Source organism: Chryseobacterium sp. Leaf180 (assembly GCF_001424585.1).
Classification (GTDB): Bacteria; Bacteroidota; Bacteroidia; order Flavobacteriales; family Weeksellaceae; genus Chryseobacterium.
The window spans coordinates 1-17,304 of the sequence record NZ_LMPJ01000011.1; the positions used below are offsets into that span (position 1 = coordinate 1).

Genomic DNA, 17,304 nt, shown 5'->3' on the forward strand with positions numbered 1-17,304 from the left:
CTAATCAGCTCCCCCTATCGGAAACCGCTCCTGCGCTTTTACCTGATCAACAAACTCTCATCCGTTTTTCAGTGCGGCAAAAGTAAGAATCTTTAAGCTGTAATTCCAACTTATCTACAATGTTTTTTTAATCCCAGACCTAAACACCTGACTTCCCGAAAGAAAAATTTATATTTCTAAACAAAATCTCTTCTCAACGCAGATTGCCCGATTTCCGAAGAGTCCCGCAGCCCCGATTGAAGCGGCATCCTTTTGGCGAGGCGGTGAAGCGAAGCGGAGCCGACAAAGCCAAAAGATACAGCTAAAAGCGGGAAGTGTCTGCCCGAAAAACTTTTATAACACGATAATAAGATCTAAGGTCTCATGAGAATACTTCTTCTAACATTAAAGCTTACCTAATTTGCTACCTGCGAAAAGTCTTTATCTTTGCAAAAAAATATTTTATGAGCATTCACATCAGTGCGAAAAGAGGAGATATTGCCAAAGTTATTTTGATGCCGGGCGACCCTTTGCGTGCACAGTATATCGCAGAAAATTTTCTGGAAAATCCGAAACTTGTCAGCAAGACCCGCGGTATTCTCTATTATACAGGAATTTACAAAGGCCGCGAAATCAGCGTGGGTGCGAGCGGAATGGGTTTTCCAAGCATGGGAATTTACTCTTTTGAACTCTATACAGAATATGAAGTCGATACCATCATCCGCATCGGAACGTGCGGCGCATACTCGACTGACGTGAAATTATACGATATTCTGAATGTAGAAAATGCGGCAAGCGAAAGCACGTATGCCAAATATGCGTGGGGAATTGAAGACGAAATGATCGCTCATCAGGGGAAAATTTTTGATCTGATCAATGAAACTTCCGAAGAACTGTCTTTACACGCAAAGCCAGTGAACATTCACAGCAGCGATATTTTTTACCGAAAAGATCCCGCGGTTCCTGAAATTGCCACGCAGAATAACTGTCCGGCTGTGGAAATGGAAGCTTTCGGGCTTTATGCCAACGCCAAACATTTAGGGAAAAATGCTGCAACACTGCTTACCGTTTCAGATATTATTCCGACCAAAGAATTTATTTCGGCTGATGACCGCGAACGTGCTTTGAAACCTATGATTACTTTGGCTCTGGAAGCAGGAATAAAAGCGCTGGATTTAAAATAAGAATTAAGGTTTAAGGAATAGGGTTTGATTTTTGCAACTTAACATACAAACAGTCAGTTTAAAAACAGATATGGAAGCGCAAAAAATATTCCGGGAGACTCAAAAATTTACCCAATGGTGGCTCTGGCTACTCCTTGCTGTGATCTGCACTGTTACTGTTTTGAATTTCACTTCTACACCAGAGGCTTTTTCCACGGCAGAAATTATTTTCGGAATTATCATTCTCGCACTTATTGCGATTTTAATTTTTATTGCGCGACTGGAAACCATTATCGATGAACAGGGAATTCGTGCCCGTTTTTTTCCTTTTCACATTAATTTCAGATACTTTCCCTGGAGAAGTATTAAAAAAATAAATGTCCGCACCTACGCGCCTTTGCAGGAATATGGCGGCTGGGGAATCCGTGGTTTTTTCGGCCGTGGAAAAGCGTATAACATTAAGGGAAATAAAGGAATCCAGCTTTTACTGAATGACGAAAAACATTTATTAATCGGCACTCAGAAACCTCAGGAAGCAGAAAACGTTTTAAATTATTATACAAATAACGGATTCCCGACCGGTAATCAGTTGTGAAAATATTTTGGATCCGGACGTAAAAATTCATAATCCAGGTCGTCAATCAGTTTTTGTGGGGAAATTTCTTTTCCCTTTTTTTCTGTATTATTATTTTTATCCGTCGAGTTTCCGGTTTGAACATCGATGATTTCCTGTTTTGTCGGATGTAGCGGCGCGACCAGATTATACAGTTTATGCGTCAGTTTTTTTTCAATCATTACCTCTACAACTTTCGCGATGTCTTCGTAATGAATATGATTTACCAGATTTTCAGGATCTTTGATGCCGTAATTTTTCAGCAAACGGTTGTCGCCCATCAATCCGCCAAGCCGTAAAATATTAATCTGAGGGAAGTAGTTTTTAAAAGCGCCTTCACTGATTAAATCTTCTGAGCGAACCTCATCTTCAGTCATTATTTTCGAAATTTCAGGATAAATTCCTGTAGAACTCATCATGAAAACTGGCTTATCAAAGTCACCGATGTACTTTGCAATATTTGCTGCACGGTTTTTCATGGCTTCCGGAGAATGCCGGCGTTCAGAAAACGGAACGGTAATCATCACCGCATCCATATCTTTTATAAAATCAGCCTGGTGCAAACTTGTATCAATTTTATCATCTGAAAAAAAAGCAACTTCGATATTCCAACCCTGTTTTTTTAAGTCTAAACACTTTTCTGCGGAAGTTGTGGTCGAGTAAATCTGATATTTTTCCTTTAAAATATCTGCTATTCTGCTTCCGAGCCAGCCAAAGCCGATGATTGCGAGTTTTTTCATGATAATTTGATGTTAACTTTCCTATGCAAATATCGGGGCAGTCTTTTTTGTTTTAAAAATAATCCATCACAAATTATCACGGTTATGGAAGCGTTTTTGTAGTAGCAAAAGTTCTCAACGCAATACATCATGGCAAAAAAAACGCAGGACGCGGCGCAGCTTGTCTTTCCGCATCAGCTTTACCAGAATATCCACCATTTTAAAAAAGATGTTCCGATTTATCTGATTGAGGAAGATCTTTATTTTATGCAGTTTAAATTTCACAAACAGAAAATCGTATTTCACCGTGCCTCTATGAAGTTTTATGAAGATTTTTTGAAAGAGGAAGGTTTTAAAGTTCATTATATTGAAACCCATAATGATGAATCTGACATCCGCGTGTTATTAACAAAGCTAAAAAAAGAAGGCTGCGAGAAAATTATTTATGCTGATGTGACCGATAACTGGCTTGAAAAACGGCTCCGCGAAGGCCAAATGGAAACGGAAATCAGTGAAAGCCAAATCTTCCTGAACACGCGAAAAGATCTGGAAAAATATTTTGAAGAAAAAGATACCTATCACCAAACCGACTTCTACAAGCAGCAGCGCGCCGACCGCGATATTCTGATGGACGGCGAAAAACCTGCCGGCGGCAAGTGGACTTTCGATACCGAAAACCGGAAGCGTTATCCGAAAAGCAAAAAAGCGCCGAGCATTCATTTTCCGGAAAACTCAACATATTATGATGAAGCAGTAAAATACACGGAGAAAAACTTCGATAAAAACTACGGCGAACTCACTTCTTATCAGCTGTATCCGTGCACTTTTAAAGACGCTGAAAAGTGGCTGCAGCATTTCTTTGAAAACCGTTTTCAGGAATTTGGGGTTTACGAAGACAGTCTGGTAGAGCATGAGCATTTTCTGCATCACAGCGTGATTTCGCCGTTACTCAATACCGGTTTGCTGACGCCACACTCTGTTTTAAAAAAAGCGATTGCATACGCCGAAAAGAATGACATTCCGATGAATTCTACAGAAGGATTTGTGCGGCAGATCGTCGGGTGGCGTGAGTTTATCCGCGGAATATATATTTATGAAGGCAGTTTTCAGCGCCGGCAGAATTTCTGGAAACATAAAAAGCCACTTCCCCACTCTTTTTACACGGCAGAAACCGGCATTAAGCCGATTGACAGCTGCATTTCAAAAATTATTAAAACCGGATATGCGCATCATATCGAACGCCTGATGGTTTTTGCCAATTTTATGAACCTCAGCCATATTTCGCCTGATGACCGGTACGACTGGTTTATGACGATGTTTATCGACTCGTACGACTGGGTGATGGTGCCGAATGTGTACGGAATGAGCAGTTATTCTGACGGCGGCATTATGAGCACAAAACCGTATGTGAGCGGCAGCAATTATCTGAAAAAAATGAGCGATTATGCTTCCGGAGAGTGGACAGAACTTTGGGACGGACTTTTCTGGAATTTTGTGCACGACAACCAAGATTTCTTTAAAAAGAATCCAAGACTGGGAATGATGGTAAGAACACTTGAAAAAATGAACGATGATACCCGGGAAAAACATCTGAAAACGGCGAAAAATTATATTGAAAGCAAAGAATAAATATTATGAAAATCGCGACCTATAATGTCAACGGAATTAACGGGCGGCTTGCTGTTTTATTAAAATGGCTCAAAGAAGCGAAGCCTGACATTGTCTGTCTGCAGGAACTAAAGGCGCAACAGCATAATTTTCCGGAAGCTGAACTGGCAAAAGCCGGTTATCAGGCTTTATGGAAAGGTGAAAAGAGCTGGAACGGTGTGGCGATTTTATCGAAAGGTCACGAGATGACGGAAGTTCAGCGCAGTCTGCCGGGCGATGCGGACGATGACCAGAGCCGGTATCTTGAAGCGATTATAGATCAGATGGTGATCTGCTGTTTTTATGTTCCAAACGGAAATCCTTATCCCGGACCGAAATATGATTATAAAATTGAGTGGCTGAAAAGACTGAAGAAACGCGCGCAGGAATTAATTAAAATGGATCTTCCGGCAGTTTTGACCGGCGATTTTAATATAATTCCGGAAGAAACCGATGCGTACAAACCAGAAAAATGGAAAGAGAATGCATTGTTTACCGATGATGTGCGAAAAGTTTTCCGGCAGCTTGCCGCGAAAGGCTGGACCGATTCTTTACGAAAAATTTATCCCGAAGAAACGCTTTACACCTACTGGGATTATCTCTATCATTCCTACGACCGAAATGCGGGTCTGAGATTAGATCACATTCTGCTGAGTCCGTATCTGGCGCCAAGATTAAAAAATGCGGGTGTTGACAAAGAAGTGCGCGGCTGGGAAAAAAGCAGCGATCATGCGCCGGTGTGGATTGAGCTTAAGAAGAAATAATTACACTTTCTTCTCCGCTGCCTTTTCAGCTTTTCTTTTAGATCTGATATACAGCGTTCCTGTTATCATTAAAAATAAAGTTCCTGCACAGAATCCTGCAATGACATCGGTAAACCAATGCGCTCCGAGATAGATTCTAGAAACTGCGCACAGAACGATCATTGCAAGACAGGAAACCGTAATGATCACCTGGGTTTTTACACTTAAAATTTTTGACGTCACGGCAATGATCATTAATGAACCGAAAAATGCAGTATAGAAAAGCACATGTCCGCTTGGGAAACTCTGGTAATGTGCCTGCTCGAGGACATTTATCAAATCCTGCGTCGGCCGCGGACGGTTCACCATTATTTTTAAAACATACGTTAAGCCACCGGAGAGAAGCGTGGAAAACATAAAAACAGCTTCCCGACGATATCCTGAAATCAGGAATAAGATTGAAATCGCGGCAACCATCGTACCTGCGACCCACAGAGTTCCGAGCCAACTGATTGCGCGCATGGCCAAATCTAAAATCCTGTTTTGGTTTTCCTGAAGTTCGGAAGAGACCAGAAGATCAAAACTCATCGGTGCACTTTGTGCCACAAAAATGCTCAGCAAAATAAAAACCAGCAGGAAAAAAAGAGAGAACGACCAGGTAAGATGCCTGTGTTTCTCTGTGACAAATGCAGAAATGCGTCCTAAAATATTACCATTATTACTCATCGGAAAACTGTAACAAATAGTGTGCAGAGACTGAGATTGGAGATATGAGATTGGAGAATTGAGATTTTAGAATTAAAAGATTAAAATTACGGGATTAAAATTTTATTCATTTCATTAAGAGCTTGTTTACATTTTATCAAATAAATCATTAAGGTTAACAAACTCTTCGACGAGCTCAGAGTGACACTGATAAATTGAGCGGTTAGTATTCGGTTTATCAGTCTGAGCCTGTCGAAGACTCTGTTAATCAAACCACTAAAAATCAATATAACCAAACTATTTTAATAATTTTTAAACAGGTTCTACGATAAATTTTTCATTTTAAATTATCAGGATCAATAATTCAGGTTTTCAGAGGGCGGTGATAAAGGTGATCAGTCCGAAAACAATGCCCGGAATATTGGCCATGATGACCGGCCAGTCTTTCTTTGGCTTTTTCATAAAACCATAAATCACCCACAACGTACAATTGACGGCCGCGACCAAAGGCTGCAGCCAGTCGCCCTGTTTGCCATTGAGATTATCGCTGATCTGAGGAATGTAAGAAACGTACATTGCGATCGCTGTGCCTGATGCGACAATGCCTAAAACCGTGTAAAATCTGGAGTTTTCCATTAAGATCCGAACAGAATTTTTACTGCGGGAGTGCAGAATCAGTTCTGTGAATGGGCGGTGCAAATTGTCTGCCGTTTGAAGAAAAGAGATTTTGAAACTGGAGATTGGAGATTTGAGATTTGAGATAAAAGATTGAAAGATGGCAAATTACCGGACCGGAAGTGTGTGAGGCAATCGCGTGGTCAAACTCAGTTTAGAAATAAATTTTTTTGTTTTTGATGATGACCGTTCCCGCTTTCTCGAGTTTTTTTACGGTCCGGATGACGGTTTCCACGCGCAAACCGGTTAGCAGAGCCAACTGAGAACGTGTGTACGGTACCTGAAAAGTAAATTCTTCGCTGCTGTCCGAAAAAAAGGTTTTCATATAATTCAGAAGAATTAAAATCTTTTCAACAGGATCTGTCATGCAGAGAAAAGTGGAAACCACGTATCTGAAATGCAGTCTGTCTGCAGAATATTTATATAAATCAAGATACAGTTCCGGATTTTTGCGCAGTATCGCATGCAGCTTTTCGCGGTCTATCTTCAGTAATTTCACCTGAGAAACTGCAATGGCATTAACTGCGTATTCTTTACTGCTGAAAAGATATGATTCGCCCAGGCTGTGACCTTCAAACGGAAAACCGTGTACAAACTCTTTTCCATTCTCCAGAACAGTGGTCATTTTCACTATGCCTTCGGTAATCTGGTAATAATACTTGGCTGTGGTACCCTCCCTGAATATAATTTCGTCGGGATGGTAGTTTTGCATCACCGCCCCTTCAGAAAACAATACTTTTTCATCTATAACCATTCACAGAATAATATAACGCGAAAATAGGCAACAGAAAAGTTTTTACAGTATGACTACGATCACCCCGGCTAATAAAAAAAACTGTGTGACCTGCAACTCACATTGACTTCCTATGATAATAATTCCCTAATTGCTCTACAAAAAATCCGTCATTATTTATCCAGAATTACCCATCAAGAAATCCCTTCATGTATTCCCGGTTCAGGCGTGCAATATTGTCGAGCGAGATGTGTTTCGGACATTCCACTTCGCAGGCACCGCTGACTGAGCAGTTGCCAAAACCTTCCTCATCCATGGCTTTTACCATATTCAAAACCCTGCGTTTGGCTTCCACTCTACCCTGCGGCAACAGAGCAAAATGAGAAACTTTAGCCCCGACAAATAACATCGCTGCACCATTCGGGCAAGACGCGACGCAGGCACCACAGCTGATGCATGATGCGGCATCCATCGATTTTTCAGCATCATTTTTATCGACGAGAATGGCATTTCCGTCGAGTGTATTGCCGGAAGTATTTACCGAAATAAAACCGCCCGCCGCCATTATCCTGTCGAAAGCGCCACGATCGGTTATCAGATCTTTGATCACGGGAAAAGCCACGCTCCGAAACGGTTCGATGACGATGGTTTCATTGTTGGTGAACATTCTCATGTGCAGCTGGCAAGTCGCAACGCCGGTAATGATTAATGGTTAATGATTAATTGTTAAGGGTTAAGGGGCAATGGGTAATGGGTAAGGGTTAATGGTTAATGGCTAATGGCTAATGGGTAATGATTTATGGGTAATGACTAATGGGTAATGGTTAATGGTTAATGGTTAATGGTTAATGGCTAATGGGTAATGATTTATGGGTAATGATTAATGGTTAATGATTAATTGTTAAGGGTTAAGGGGTAATGGGTAATGGGTAATGGGTAATGGGTAATGGGTAATGGTTAATGGCTAATGGTTAATGGCTAATGGCTAATGGTTAATGGTTAATGGCTAATGGCTAATGGCTAATGGTTAATGGCTAATGGCTAATGGCTAATGGATAATGGTTACTGATTAATGGCTAATGGTTAATGGTTAATGGTTAATGGTTAATGGGTAATGGGTAATGGGTAATGGGTAATGGTTAATGGCTAATGGGTAATGATTTATGGGTAATGATTAATGGTTAATGGTTAATGGCTAATGGTTAATGGTTAATGGGTAATGGGTAATGGGTAATGGGTAATGGAAGGTAGGAGATTAAGAACGGAACAGGCATGCTTTAGGTCATAAAAGCCAACTTCTGTACAATCTGAGGTATTGCAGGAATGAGAAATACGGTTATTTTTGTGTAAAACCTAGACAGATGATGACATCTAAAAGATATGTACGACTGCTGCAAGTGCTGTTCATTTTTCATGTACTCTGCTGTTTCAAGTGTGGAGACGATTATACCGATGCAGAAATTAAACAGCCCGCTATTACTATAAAGATGAATAATACTGTTTACCATCCACAGGAAACCATTTGGATCGATGCATGGGTGAGCACCTCTAATTTTGATACTACGGAGCGTGATTCTATTGCCGCTACAGATGACCACCCTTTCTATTTCAGTATTCATCAACTCAAGACCGGTCAAACCTATAATGTCAATTACGGATTTAATCATGCTGATGTTGTTTCATCACTCACTCCCTTCAGCGACGCTTACAGCTGTTTTTATTATATCAATACCGTGAAAGGCGTGAAAGATGCCAACGGCAAAAATCTTTTCCGATACCGCATCGGTATAACCCCAAAAGAAACAGGCGTTTTTCTGATCAATTTTCCGGAGCATGTCAAATTTGAAAATGTTGACCGAAAGCAAAATCTTTTATCTGTATTTACTGTAGCCGGTAACAACACTATGGTTTGGGAAAACTGTAACGGTAATGTCATGAAAAGAAATGTAGAAAACGGCGATGTTTTCGTGGAAGTTCAATAAATATTAAGCAAAAAAAACTGCTCCATGGAGCAGTTTATGTCAATAGATTTTCTATTGATTATTTCATTGAAGCTTTTACTTTCTCAGCTTCCATGTGGTGTTTTTTCAATGTAGGAAGTGTTTTGCTGGCAAAACCTTTTACTGATGCATCTTTACCTTCAGAAGCTTCTTTCTCAAAAGCTGCGATGTCTTTTTTATGATCGGTAACCATCATATCTACATACGCACGGTCAAAATCTGCTCCTTTCTTCATTTTCAGTTCGTCATACATCATCTGCTGATCTGAGTTCAGGCTTGTTGGCAAAGTGTATTTTGCAGTCATTGCCCAACTTTTCAGTTCTTCGTTTGCTGCTGTATGATCCTTTTCGATCATTGATCCCAAAGATTTTACTGATGCGCTGCTTGCGTTTGTCGCTGCCAGTTTGCCCATCATCACTTCCATCATTCCTCCTTTGGCTGCAGCGTCAACAAACATTTTGTCCTGTGCGCTCAGGTCACCCATTTCGCCGTTTGTCATTGCTGTGCTCGTGGTGTCGGTCGTCATTGCATTGTCCGCCGGAGCAGCCATTGCCGTCGTGTCGGTTGATGTTTCTGTCGTTGTGGTCTCTGTTTTTTTACACGCTACCATTGAGGCGATTGCCAGGATGGCTACAATTGAATTTTTCATAATACGTAATTTGTTTTGGTAAATTTTTATATACTGCGAGAAGCGCATCAATTTTGTTGCCAAAGTGATTTTAAGGTATTGGAAATCAATGGGTGGTACCACAGAAGCAAATATTAATGATTAATGGTTAATGATGAATGATTAATGGTTAATGGTTAGTTATTAATGATGAATGATTATGACTGACTTGAATTAAGTCAAGGGTTAATGGTTAATGGTTAATGGTTATTTATTAATGATGAATGATTATGACTGACTTGAAGCTAATTAAAGAATTAATGGTTAATGATTAATGGTTAGTTATTATTGATGAATGATTATGACTGACTTGAAGCTAATTAAAGAATTAATGGTTAATGATTAATGGTTAGTTATTAATGATGAATGATTATGACTGACTGGAAACTAATTAAAGGATTAGTTGTTAATGGTTAGTTATTAATGATGAATGATTATGACTGACTTGAAACTAATTAAAGAATTAATGATTAATGATTAGTTATTAATAATGAATGATGGATGATGATCTGTAAAAGCATTTAAGGTTGTTCGTTGAATATTTAAATAAAAAAACCGCTTTGAGGGCGGTTTAGTGTTGTTTAAAGCAATTAATAATTTTGTGTGATTACACAGATTGCTGTTTTGAAAATACTTTGTTAATTACTGAAGCGATTCTTTCGCGGTCGTTATCTGTAAGGTTTGAACCTGAAGGCAGGCACAATCCGTTATCGAACAGTTTTTCTGAAACACCGGTTCCGTAATACGGAGCATCTGCAAAAACCGGCTGCAGGTGCATCGGCTTCCACAACGGCCGTGATTCGATATTCTCCTCCTGCATCGCCAGGCGAAGATCTTCACGTGTCAGTCCAGCCACATCCGGATCTATGGTAACAGCCGAAAGCCAGTGGTTTGAAAAGTACTCCGATGAAGGTTCGGTAAATACTACTACTCCAGCCGTTTTTTCAAATAATTCCACATAAAAATCATGCATCTTACGTCTCGCCTCCACGCGATCCTGCAGCACTTCCATCTGTCCGCGCCCGATTCCCGCGACGATATTGCTCATGCGGTAGTTGTAGCCGATTTGGGAATGCTGATAGTGCGGCGCATTGTCACGCGCCTGTGTGGAAAGAAAAACCGCTTTGTCTTTATCTTCTTTTGAATGACACACCAATGCCCCACCACCAGAAGTCGTGATGATTTTATTTCCGTTAAAAGAAAGAATTCCGAAACGTCCGAATGTACCGCACGCACGGCCTTTATATTTTGAACCCAATGCTTCGGCTGCATCTTCAATGACCGGAATGCTGTATTGATCAGCAATATTTAAAATTTCATCCATCTTCGCCGGCATCCCGTAAAGGTGCACCACGATAATCGCTTTCGGCGTTTTACCTTTTGCCCTGCGGTATTCAATCGCTTCCTTTAAAGCGACCGGACACATATTCCAGGTTTCATTTTCAGAATCAATAAATACAGGTGTGGCACCGCAATAGGCGATCGGATTTGCAGAAGCAGAGAAAGTCATTGACTGGCAGATCACCTCATCACCATATTTCACCCCGCATTCGATCAGTGCCAAATGCAATGCTGCGGTTCCGGCTGATAATGCCGCTACCTCAACCGGCGCCTCCAGATAGGCGGCGAGATCTCTTTCAAATCCGTCCACATTCGGACCCAAAGGTGCTACCCAATTCGCATCAAACGCTTCGTTTACGTATTTCTGTTCGTTACCACCCATGTGGGGAGATGAAAGCCAAATTTTATCCTGCATAAGTATTTTTTAATCGCTGCAAATTTAAACTTTAAAACCGATACATTCAACCGGTTGCCGCAATAATTCTACTAAAACGAAGTTTCACCATGTTCTCTTTAATTACTGACCTTATCAGCCTTTGCCAACGTATAGGTGATCATCAAGCCGCCCCTTGTCGGCAGGAATTCTCCGCTCTTATTGAACTGATCTGCTTTATCATAGCGTTGGTCATTGTCTTTATAATATCCTTTGTATACCGACTGTACCGTCCCTATCCCCGCAAAAACATCCATTCCCCATTTCTCTGAAAAAGTAATGTGATAGCCACCGCTGATACCCGCGATAAACGCATAGCCTTTCTGATACAGTTCGGTTACGCGTACCGAGCCGTCTGCCCTCAATTCAGGGTTGCCAAATTCGTCGGTTACGGTTATGGCATTGAGGTAATTCCATTTCTGCAGGTTGAAGGCCGCCGCTGATGCATACACCCCGACGAACCAGCCTTTCATCATTTCCCGGAAATAATACCGCCCTTCAACCGTACCCATGCCGACTTCAAGATGTTTGCCGTCAAAAGATTTCCATGGTGATATAAAGGCTTCGCCCTGAATGCTGATTTTTGGAGACACCGGTTTTTCCACTGCCATGTTGAGCATGCCTACCGGCAGGAATACTGCGTTTGCTTTAATCCGGGTTTGAGCTGTTGCTATGCCGCTGAAGGTGATGGCTGTGAGTAAAAGTGTTTTGTACATTTTTGTATTTGTGGTGTAAAAGTAGTTATTCTTAATTTCTTATTGTTCATTTTGCCTTGATGCAAAACGAACCAAAAGATCAAGACTTGGATTTATTGGCTAAAATGATAATATGGTTTTATTAATGTTCATTTTGCCTTGATGCAAAACGAACCAAAAGATCAAGACCTGAAAACTTTTATGCTACAAATTGAATCCCTGCAAAAAGTTTAAAATTGACTCCTTACGGTCGTCGAACCACAGCGCTATGCTTTTTTTTAATCGTTCATTTTAATTCTGTTTTGATATTTAGTTTTTTGAATCATTGAACCTCTCCGAGGTGTAACTCCCTGCAGTCGTCGAACCACTTCGTTAGGTGTGACTCCTTAAAAGTCGTCGAACCGCTACGCTAGGTTTCACGCCACTTCTTTCCCGCCGCATGTTCAAACAAGGAAATGTTTAATCATGCGCGCATGATTACGGATGTTTTATTCATTTTTCTTTACGCCAATAACTCCGAAGTCAATTTAAATTTGTTTTTAAAAGATGGTGGTGTGACTGTCACTTCAAGTGCGGGACGAAGTGAAGTGTATCGAGAAGATACAATAATTTATTTTATTTCTTCTTTTTATTTCTTCTTTTACTTCCATCTTTTATTGTTTCTTTTTGAATCAGTGAACCTCTCCGAGGTGTGACTCCTTGCAGTCGTCGAACCACTTCGTTGGGTTTGTCTTGAAACAAAAGAATCAAAAGTCCAAGACCTGGATTTATTGGCTAAATATGCTGATTACAATCTAAAATTTCCAAATTGACTCCCTTACGGTCGTCGAACCACTTCGTTAGGTTTGACTCCTTACAGTCGTCGAACCACTTCGTTAGGTGTGACTCCTTAAAAGTCGGCGAACCGGTACGCTAGGTTTGACTCCTTACAGTCGTCGAACTAAAGATTAGCTGCGCTTAAACAAGGAAATGTTTAATCATGCGCGCATGATTACGGATGTTTTATTCATTTTTCTTCACGCCAATAACTCCGAAGTCATTTTTTACTGTGGTCTTTTAAAAGATTGTTATCTGCTGTTACTGCAAATTCGCGAAGGAGTGGAGCGTATCAAAAGTTTTGTTGGGGGTGGAGGATTTTAAGAACCGTTTGATTTGTACTGTTTTTAAAGCAATACAAGTCATTTGTCTACGGAATTATGTATTATATTATATCACCATTAGATGTAATGGGAATTCACGTGAAAATAATTATAATAAAAACAACAGCAGTAGTACTAAAAAAATTAATATTATCGTATTAAATCCTCGTCAAAAGGAAATTTTAAAAAAATATTTCACTTTGTTTGTAAATATGATGATATTTTTTAATTTCATATAAAAATTAATGCCTTGAAATCTTCTTCTTTTTTTGATGGGTTATATGACCGTCACCGCCAGCTCTTAGCCGATATTGCAGAGATTCAGAACTACGGAAAGGCATTCTTAGAGACCTGAGAAACTGTACTCAAAAAAATAAATGAGGTCATCATCATGTTGAAATCGGATGTTGTGGAGATGACTTTTGATTCTGTTGACGAAGAAATTTATTTTTTCAAACATATCAAACCGCTGTTCACCTCCGAGTGGATCTATTATTCGGAGCTCCTCCTGCTGGAATCCAAAAAACCCGTGGATGGCTGTAAGGCTTTGAAGGTGATGTACGAAGATGCCTTGGAGAAAATTATCAGTCATTCCCAAAGGCATCAGGAGGTATTTGTGTACTACCGCCGTGAATCTTTCCATCGATACGAAGTACTTCGTCCGCCATGTTTCCGACCTGAAAATTTCGTGTGGCAGCATGACCCACGATTTTGATGCCCGCTTCAGCACGGCCGCCGATTACCTTATTGCCCGCTTCCTGGCCCATCAGAAGCTGGAAAATTATATTACGCTAAAGCTGGTGCAGATTGAAAATCCCAACGCCATTGTTGAGGTACCCAAATCAAATCTCCGCTGGACTGCCAGCAAAGCGTCGCTGGTGGAGCTGATTTACGGACTTCATACGACGAGATGTTTTAATGACGGTCATATCGAACTTGTAGAAATTATCCGCAGTTTTGAGAAACTGTGCAGCGTGGATCTCGAAAATTTTCATAAAGTACTAACGGAAGTCAAAGCCCGAAAAATGAACCGGACTAAATTTCTACAGTCGTTGCAAGAAACGCTGGAACGCCATTTTGATGACGGTGATGCGTACCGGCAATTATAACCAACACTTTCATTACTCTTTACTTTATATCCAAAATTTTTTTTTAGGATCAGAGCCAAATTAGATGCGACATTATCAGTATTTGTTTGTTTACTGCAGGAAAAAAACGAGTTACTATCTTAAATCATCCCAGAAATAACTCAATTAAGCTGACCAAAAGAAAAAAGTTTTATGTTTTCGTATTAGATTTATTTCCGATAATCTTTCCATATTGATCTTAAACTTTGAATAACAGTTTGCATTCTGATCTGTTAAGCAACTATCTGATTCTTGACATTATATAATATAAAAGACTATGAATATAAGTAAAACATTTTTCGCCAAAACGACAATATCTACACATTATCAGATCATCGTAAGCAGTTCATGCAAATCATGAATGTAATTATCAGGCAAAAATTCAGCAGGTAGATTTAAATCCTGTTTATGTATATTATAACCTCTATCCAAAAGGCAAATTGTCTTCCAACCTAATGCTCTTGGTGTAATGAAATCTTTTTTTGTATTATCAGCAATGTAGATGTATTCCAGAATATCCGAATTAATAAATGACTGGAAATTCTTAATATCCGGTTTTGCAGAACCGAATTCTTCAGATATTACGACGTTTTCAAAAACATTATCCAGTGAAAGAGCCTTTAATTTATTTCTTTGTGTCACTGACCTACCATCGGTAATTAAACCTAAATGATATTTTTTGATTTTACAATATTCTATAACCTCTAACGCCCCACTGTTCAGCTGTAATGTTGGTAGATGGTTTCTGTAAATATACAGAAAATCATCTACTGAATATCCGGTAAATTCCTTAGTTAACATGCCAAATACATCGGCCCGTGAATCATAACTGAGCAACATTTTCGAATATATATCGTTATAATTTTGTGGTGATATTATTCTGGCGATCTCTGCATAAGCAGATTTCAGGTACTCAATCTCATAGATTAATGTATCATCAAGATCAAAAATAACGTATTTACCCTTCATAATTTCTGACTAAAATCTCATCATCATACCGTAACATTAGAAGATTTTCTTCCCAGTCAGAAAAAAAAGAAATATCATTATTCTGAATATATTCCTGTATGATAAATTTAGGATAGTTCGCTCCTGCCAAATAACTTAAGGGGTACCCACCTCCAAATCTTGGATTTATTTCGATTCCTATAATTCTTTTACTATCTCTATTGAAGAAAAACTGCATCGTCAAACATCCCCGAGCCCCTTCTATAAATGGAATTTTATCCTGAATATATGAAACGATTTCGTTTTTATGTGTCACTCCTTTATTAATTTCTCCAGCTCTCACAACCATTCTTTTTCTCGGAACTGCACACTTCAAAACTCCATTTTTATCGTAATAAGTGTCTACGGTGTATTCGTCATGTATCGTATGGTCAATATATTCCATGAACATGAATTTGGGATTAGACAAATGGTAGTCTGTCAGATCTGATTTATTATTGATGAGGAATATATCTTTGCTTAATGAACCGTCATATGGTTTTATAAAGAGAGGAAATGTAGGAGTATTCTTGTCTACCGACTTCGGAATATCGACATAGTATTTCTGAAAGAATTTATTCATCTGCCTTTTGTCGCGGCATATCGAGACAAAATATTTATCAGATACAACAGGGATGATATTATTAGCTAAAAATAAATCTCTGTTTTCAGCCAATACCAATAATTCTGTATCAATCGTAGGAATAATCAGGCTAATTTGTAGATTCTGACAGATTTTTAATAGTTCCTGTATATAATTCTCATCCGTGACTTTTTTGACAGAACGAGAACCATCTGAAATCTGGCAGGCTGGTGAAAGCATCGGATTCAGATCGACGGTATAGACCTTGCTCGCCTGATGAAAATTTTTTAATTCTTTTTGAAAAGCTCTTACAAGAGAAACTCGTTGACCTGCTGATGTGATCAGAATATTATACATTATTTTATAATATTTACTTTCTTATTAATTATTAGAATCATTCGAAGCAAAAGTTTTTTATTAAGACAAGTTAATAATACTTTATCCTTAAGATTATAGCCTTTAAACATATTTATCGGATATACGCTATAGTTTTTAAATTCAAGCGATCTAATTTTTTGTAATAATTCATTGTATTTAGAACCTATTTTAAGATGTCTAATTATTGCGAAATAGAGATATGACTCCTGCCTTTCGCGTAATCTGTTGACTAAATCAGGATGTGTAGCGTCTGTCTTTTTTATTAAAGTATCAAAATACTTTATAACAAAAAACATATCATTTATAATTTTTTCGTTTTTATCAATATTACGACTATTTACAATGGATACAGGATTATAATAATAAATATAATTTATATCACTAACAACTTTACCATTTTTAATATTCATCAAAAGTTCTGTTGTAAATATCCCATCTTCACAATATCTCCCTTCCGCAAATCGTAATCCATTTAGTGCAGTTCTTTTAAAAATGTACCACCACACACCATTATTATAATTATAATCACTTAATAATTTCAAGCCATCACCTTTTATTAAAATACTTGACTCAGAATTTATGATGTGAGAAAACTCTCGTGAAGAACATCTAATAGATTGAAAACCATAAAAATCTAAGTTCTCTTTTTCTATTTCATCTAATATATTACCAAGAATATTTTTTCTTAATAGATCATCGGAATCTATGAAATAGATAAATTCGCCTTTTGACGCTTCTATACCTGTATTTCGAGCAGCACTAAGTCCTTTATTAGGCTGTGTTACCATGAATATATTTGAATATTGACTGCATAGCTGATTACCTATTTTTTCGCTAGTATCCGTAGAACCATCATTTACCAGAATTATTTCATATTTTCCTATATTTAGATTTTGCGCTATTAAAGAATCAATACATTCTTCAAGATATTTCTCGACATTGTAGACTGGTAAAATAATTGATAATTTTGTATTCAT

At 38.8% G+C, this 17,304-nt stretch carries 15 protein-coding genes and 2 pseudogenes; 6 read left to right on the forward strand and 11 right to left on the reverse strand.

Annotation, left to right across the window (positions count from 1 at the left end):
* The first annotated feature begins 443 nt into the window (after positions 1-443).
* Entirely contained in the window at positions 444-1,163 is a 720-nt protein-coding gene (deoD, locus tag ASG01_RS12935; protein WP_055864327.1) for a purine-nucleoside phosphorylase, read from the forward strand.
* A 70-nt stretch (positions 1,164-1,233) separates the two neighbouring features.
* On the forward strand, positions 1,234-1,737 hold the full coding sequence (locus ASG01_RS16255) for a hypothetical protein (protein ID WP_131725373.1): 504 nt from the start codon (positions 1,234-1,236) through the stop codon (positions 1,735-1,737).
* Here ASG01_RS16255 and ASG01_RS12945 read toward each other — a convergent pair.
* A complete protein-coding gene (locus ASG01_RS12945; protein WP_055864334.1) occupies positions 1,728-2,495 on the reverse strand; it encodes a hypothetical protein in 768 nt (255 codons plus the stop codon). The two genes, ASG01_RS16255 and ASG01_RS12945, sit on opposite strands and share 10 nt — an antisense overlap.
* A gap of 129 nt (positions 2,496-2,624) precedes the next feature.
* Here ASG01_RS12945 and ASG01_RS12950 point away from each other — a divergent pair, with 129 nt between their 5' ends.
* Together ASG01_RS12950 and xth are read left to right on the forward strand one after the other, a co-directional pair.
* The gene (locus ASG01_RS12950) at positions 2,625-4,103 is read left to right on the forward strand and encodes a cryptochrome/photolyase family protein (RefSeq protein WP_055864337.1); all 1,479 of its coding nucleotides are present in this window, start codon (positions 2,625-2,627) and stop codon (positions 4,101-4,103) included.
* A 5-nt stretch (positions 4,104-4,108) separates the two neighbouring features.
* Positions 4,109-4,885: an exodeoxyribonuclease III gene (xth, locus tag ASG01_RS12955; protein WP_055864341.1), complete on the forward strand. Its 777-nt coding sequence runs from the start codon at positions 4,109-4,111 to the stop codon at positions 4,883-4,885.
* On the opposite strand, the gene ASG01_RS12960 is transcribed toward xth, so the two are convergent.
* The 4 genes and pseudogenes from ASG01_RS12960 to ASG01_RS12975 all read right to left on the reverse strand — a co-directional run.
* Positions 4,886-5,590, reverse strand: coding sequence for a phosphatase PAP2 family protein (locus ASG01_RS12960; RefSeq protein WP_055864343.1), 705 nt, complete (start codon positions 5,588-5,590; stop codon positions 4,886-4,888).
* 351 nt (positions 5,591-5,941) lie between these two features.
* Positions 5,942-6,205, reverse strand: coding sequence for a SemiSWEET family transporter (locus ASG01_RS12965; RefSeq protein ID WP_055864346.1), 264 nt, complete (start codon positions 6,203-6,205; stop codon positions 5,942-5,944).
* Positions 6,206-6,398: 193 nt separating this feature from the next.
* Complete coding sequence (locus ASG01_RS12970) at positions 6,399-6,998, reverse strand: Crp/Fnr family transcriptional regulator (RefSeq protein ID WP_055864351.1); 600 nt, start codon at positions 6,996-6,998, stop codon at positions 6,399-6,401.
* 166 nt (positions 6,999-7,164) lie between these two features.
* Positions 7,165-7,677, reverse strand: a pseudogene (locus ASG01_RS12975) (succinate dehydrogenase/fumarate reductase iron-sulfur subunit); the annotation flags it as partial.
* 661 nt (positions 7,678-8,338) lie between these two features.
* On the opposite strand from ASG01_RS12975, the gene ASG01_RS12980 reads away from it, so the two are divergent.
* Positions 8,339-8,959, forward strand: a complete 621-nt coding sequence (locus tag ASG01_RS12980; protein ID WP_131725374.1) for a hypothetical protein — start codon at positions 8,339-8,341, stop codon at positions 8,957-8,959.
* 58 nt (positions 8,960-9,017) lie between these two features.
* Here ASG01_RS12980 and ASG01_RS12985 read toward each other — a convergent pair whose 3' ends face one another.
* From ASG01_RS12985 to ASG01_RS12995, 3 genes are all read right to left on the reverse strand, one after another.
* Positions 9,018-9,626, reverse strand: coding sequence for a DUF4142 domain-containing protein (locus ASG01_RS12985; RefSeq protein ID WP_055864356.1), 609 nt, complete (start codon positions 9,624-9,626; stop codon positions 9,018-9,020).
* 625 nt (positions 9,627-10,251) lie between these two features.
* Positions 10,252-11,400, reverse strand: coding sequence for an aminotransferase class I/II-fold pyridoxal phosphate-dependent enzyme (locus ASG01_RS12990; protein ID WP_055864359.1), 1,149 nt, complete (start codon positions 11,398-11,400; stop codon positions 10,252-10,254).
* Positions 11,401-11,498: 98 nt separating this feature from the next.
* Positions 11,499-12,134 carry a DUF3575 domain-containing protein gene (locus ASG01_RS12995; protein ID WP_055864361.1) on the reverse strand — a complete coding sequence of 212 codons (636 nt, stop codon included), beginning with the start codon at positions 12,132-12,134 and terminating at the stop codon, positions 11,499-11,501.
* 1,533 nt (positions 12,135-13,667) lie between these two features.
* Here ASG01_RS12995 and ASG01_RS15765 point away from each other — a divergent pair.
* Positions 13,668-14,361 (forward strand): annotated as a pseudogene (locus tag ASG01_RS15765) (RteC domain-containing protein).
* Between the two features lie 345 nt (positions 14,362-14,706).
* On the opposite strand, the gene ASG01_RS13020 reads toward ASG01_RS15765, so the two are convergent.
* From ASG01_RS13020 to ASG01_RS13030, 3 genes are read right to left on the reverse strand one after another with little or no spacing between them, the layout of a single operon-like run.
* Positions 14,707-15,348 (reverse strand): HAD family hydrolase, encoded by a 642-nt coding sequence (locus ASG01_RS13020; RefSeq protein ID WP_055864374.1) that lies wholly within the window; start codon positions 15,346-15,348, stop codon positions 14,707-14,709.
* Positions 15,338-16,306, reverse strand: coding sequence for an ATP-grasp domain-containing protein (locus tag ASG01_RS13025; RefSeq protein ID WP_055864377.1), 969 nt, complete (start codon positions 16,304-16,306; stop codon positions 15,338-15,340). The genes ASG01_RS13020 and ASG01_RS13025 overlap by 11 nt, the downstream gene beginning before the upstream one ends.
* On the reverse strand, positions 16,306-17,304 hold the full coding sequence (locus tag ASG01_RS13030; RefSeq protein WP_055864380.1) for a glycosyltransferase: 999 nt from the start codon (positions 17,302-17,304) through the stop codon (positions 16,306-16,308). Before ASG01_RS13030 ends, ASG01_RS13025 begins: the two co-directional genes overlap by 1 nt.

Bases quoted from the DNA above. Each gene is read 5' to 3' on its own strand.
- ASG01_RS12945 (WP_055864334.1), bottom strand. From the start codon at position 2,495: ATGAAAAAACTCGCAATCATCGGCTTTGGCTGGCTCGGAAGCAGAATA.
- ASG01_RS16255 (WP_131725373.1), top strand. From the start codon at position 1,234: ATGGAAGCGCAAAAAATATTCCGGGAGACTCAAAAATTTACCCAATGG.
- deoD (WP_055864327.1), top strand. From the start codon at position 444: ATGAGCATTCACATCAGTGCGAAAAGAGGAGATATTGCCAAAGTTATT.
- ASG01_RS12960 (WP_055864343.1), bottom strand. From the start codon at position 5,590: ATGAGTAATAATGGTAATATTTTAGGACGCATTTCTGCATTTGTCACA.
- ASG01_RS12970 (WP_055864351.1), bottom strand. From the start codon at position 6,998: ATGGTTATAGATGAAAAAGTATTGTTTTCTGAAGGGGCGGTGATGCAA.
- ASG01_RS12990 (WP_055864359.1), bottom strand. From the start codon at position 11,400: ATGCAGGATAAAATTTGGCTTTCATCTCCCCACATGGGTGGTAACGAA.
- ASG01_RS13030 (WP_055864380.1), bottom strand. From the start codon at position 17,304: ATGAATACAAAATTATCAATTATTTTACCAGTCTACAATGTCGAGAAA.
- ASG01_RS12985 (WP_055864356.1), bottom strand. From the start codon at position 9,626: ATGAAAAATTCAATTGTAGCCATCCTGGCAATCGCCTCAATGGTAGCG.
- ASG01_RS12995 (WP_055864361.1), bottom strand. From the start codon at position 12,134: ATGTACAAAACACTTTTACTCACAGCCATCACCTTCAGCGGCATAGCA.
- ASG01_RS12950 (WP_055864337.1), top strand. From the start codon at position 2,625: ATGGCAAAAAAAACGCAGGACGCGGCGCAGCTTGTCTTTCCGCATCAG.
- ASG01_RS12980 (WP_131725374.1), top strand. From the start codon at position 8,339: ATGATGACATCTAAAAGATATGTACGACTGCTGCAAGTGCTGTTCATT.
- xth (WP_055864341.1), top strand. From the start codon at position 4,109: ATGAAAATCGCGACCTATAATGTCAACGGAATTAACGGGCGGCTTGCT.
- ASG01_RS12965 (WP_055864346.1), bottom strand. From the start codon at position 6,205: ATGGAAAACTCCAGATTTTACACGGTTTTAGGCATTGTCGCATCAGGC.
- ASG01_RS13025 (WP_055864377.1), bottom strand. From the start codon at position 16,306: ATGTATAATATTCTGATCACATCAGCAGGTCAACGAGTTTCTCTTGTA.
- ASG01_RS13020 (WP_055864374.1), bottom strand. From the start codon at position 15,348: ATGAAGGGTAAATACGTTATTTTTGATCTTGATGATACATTAATCTAT.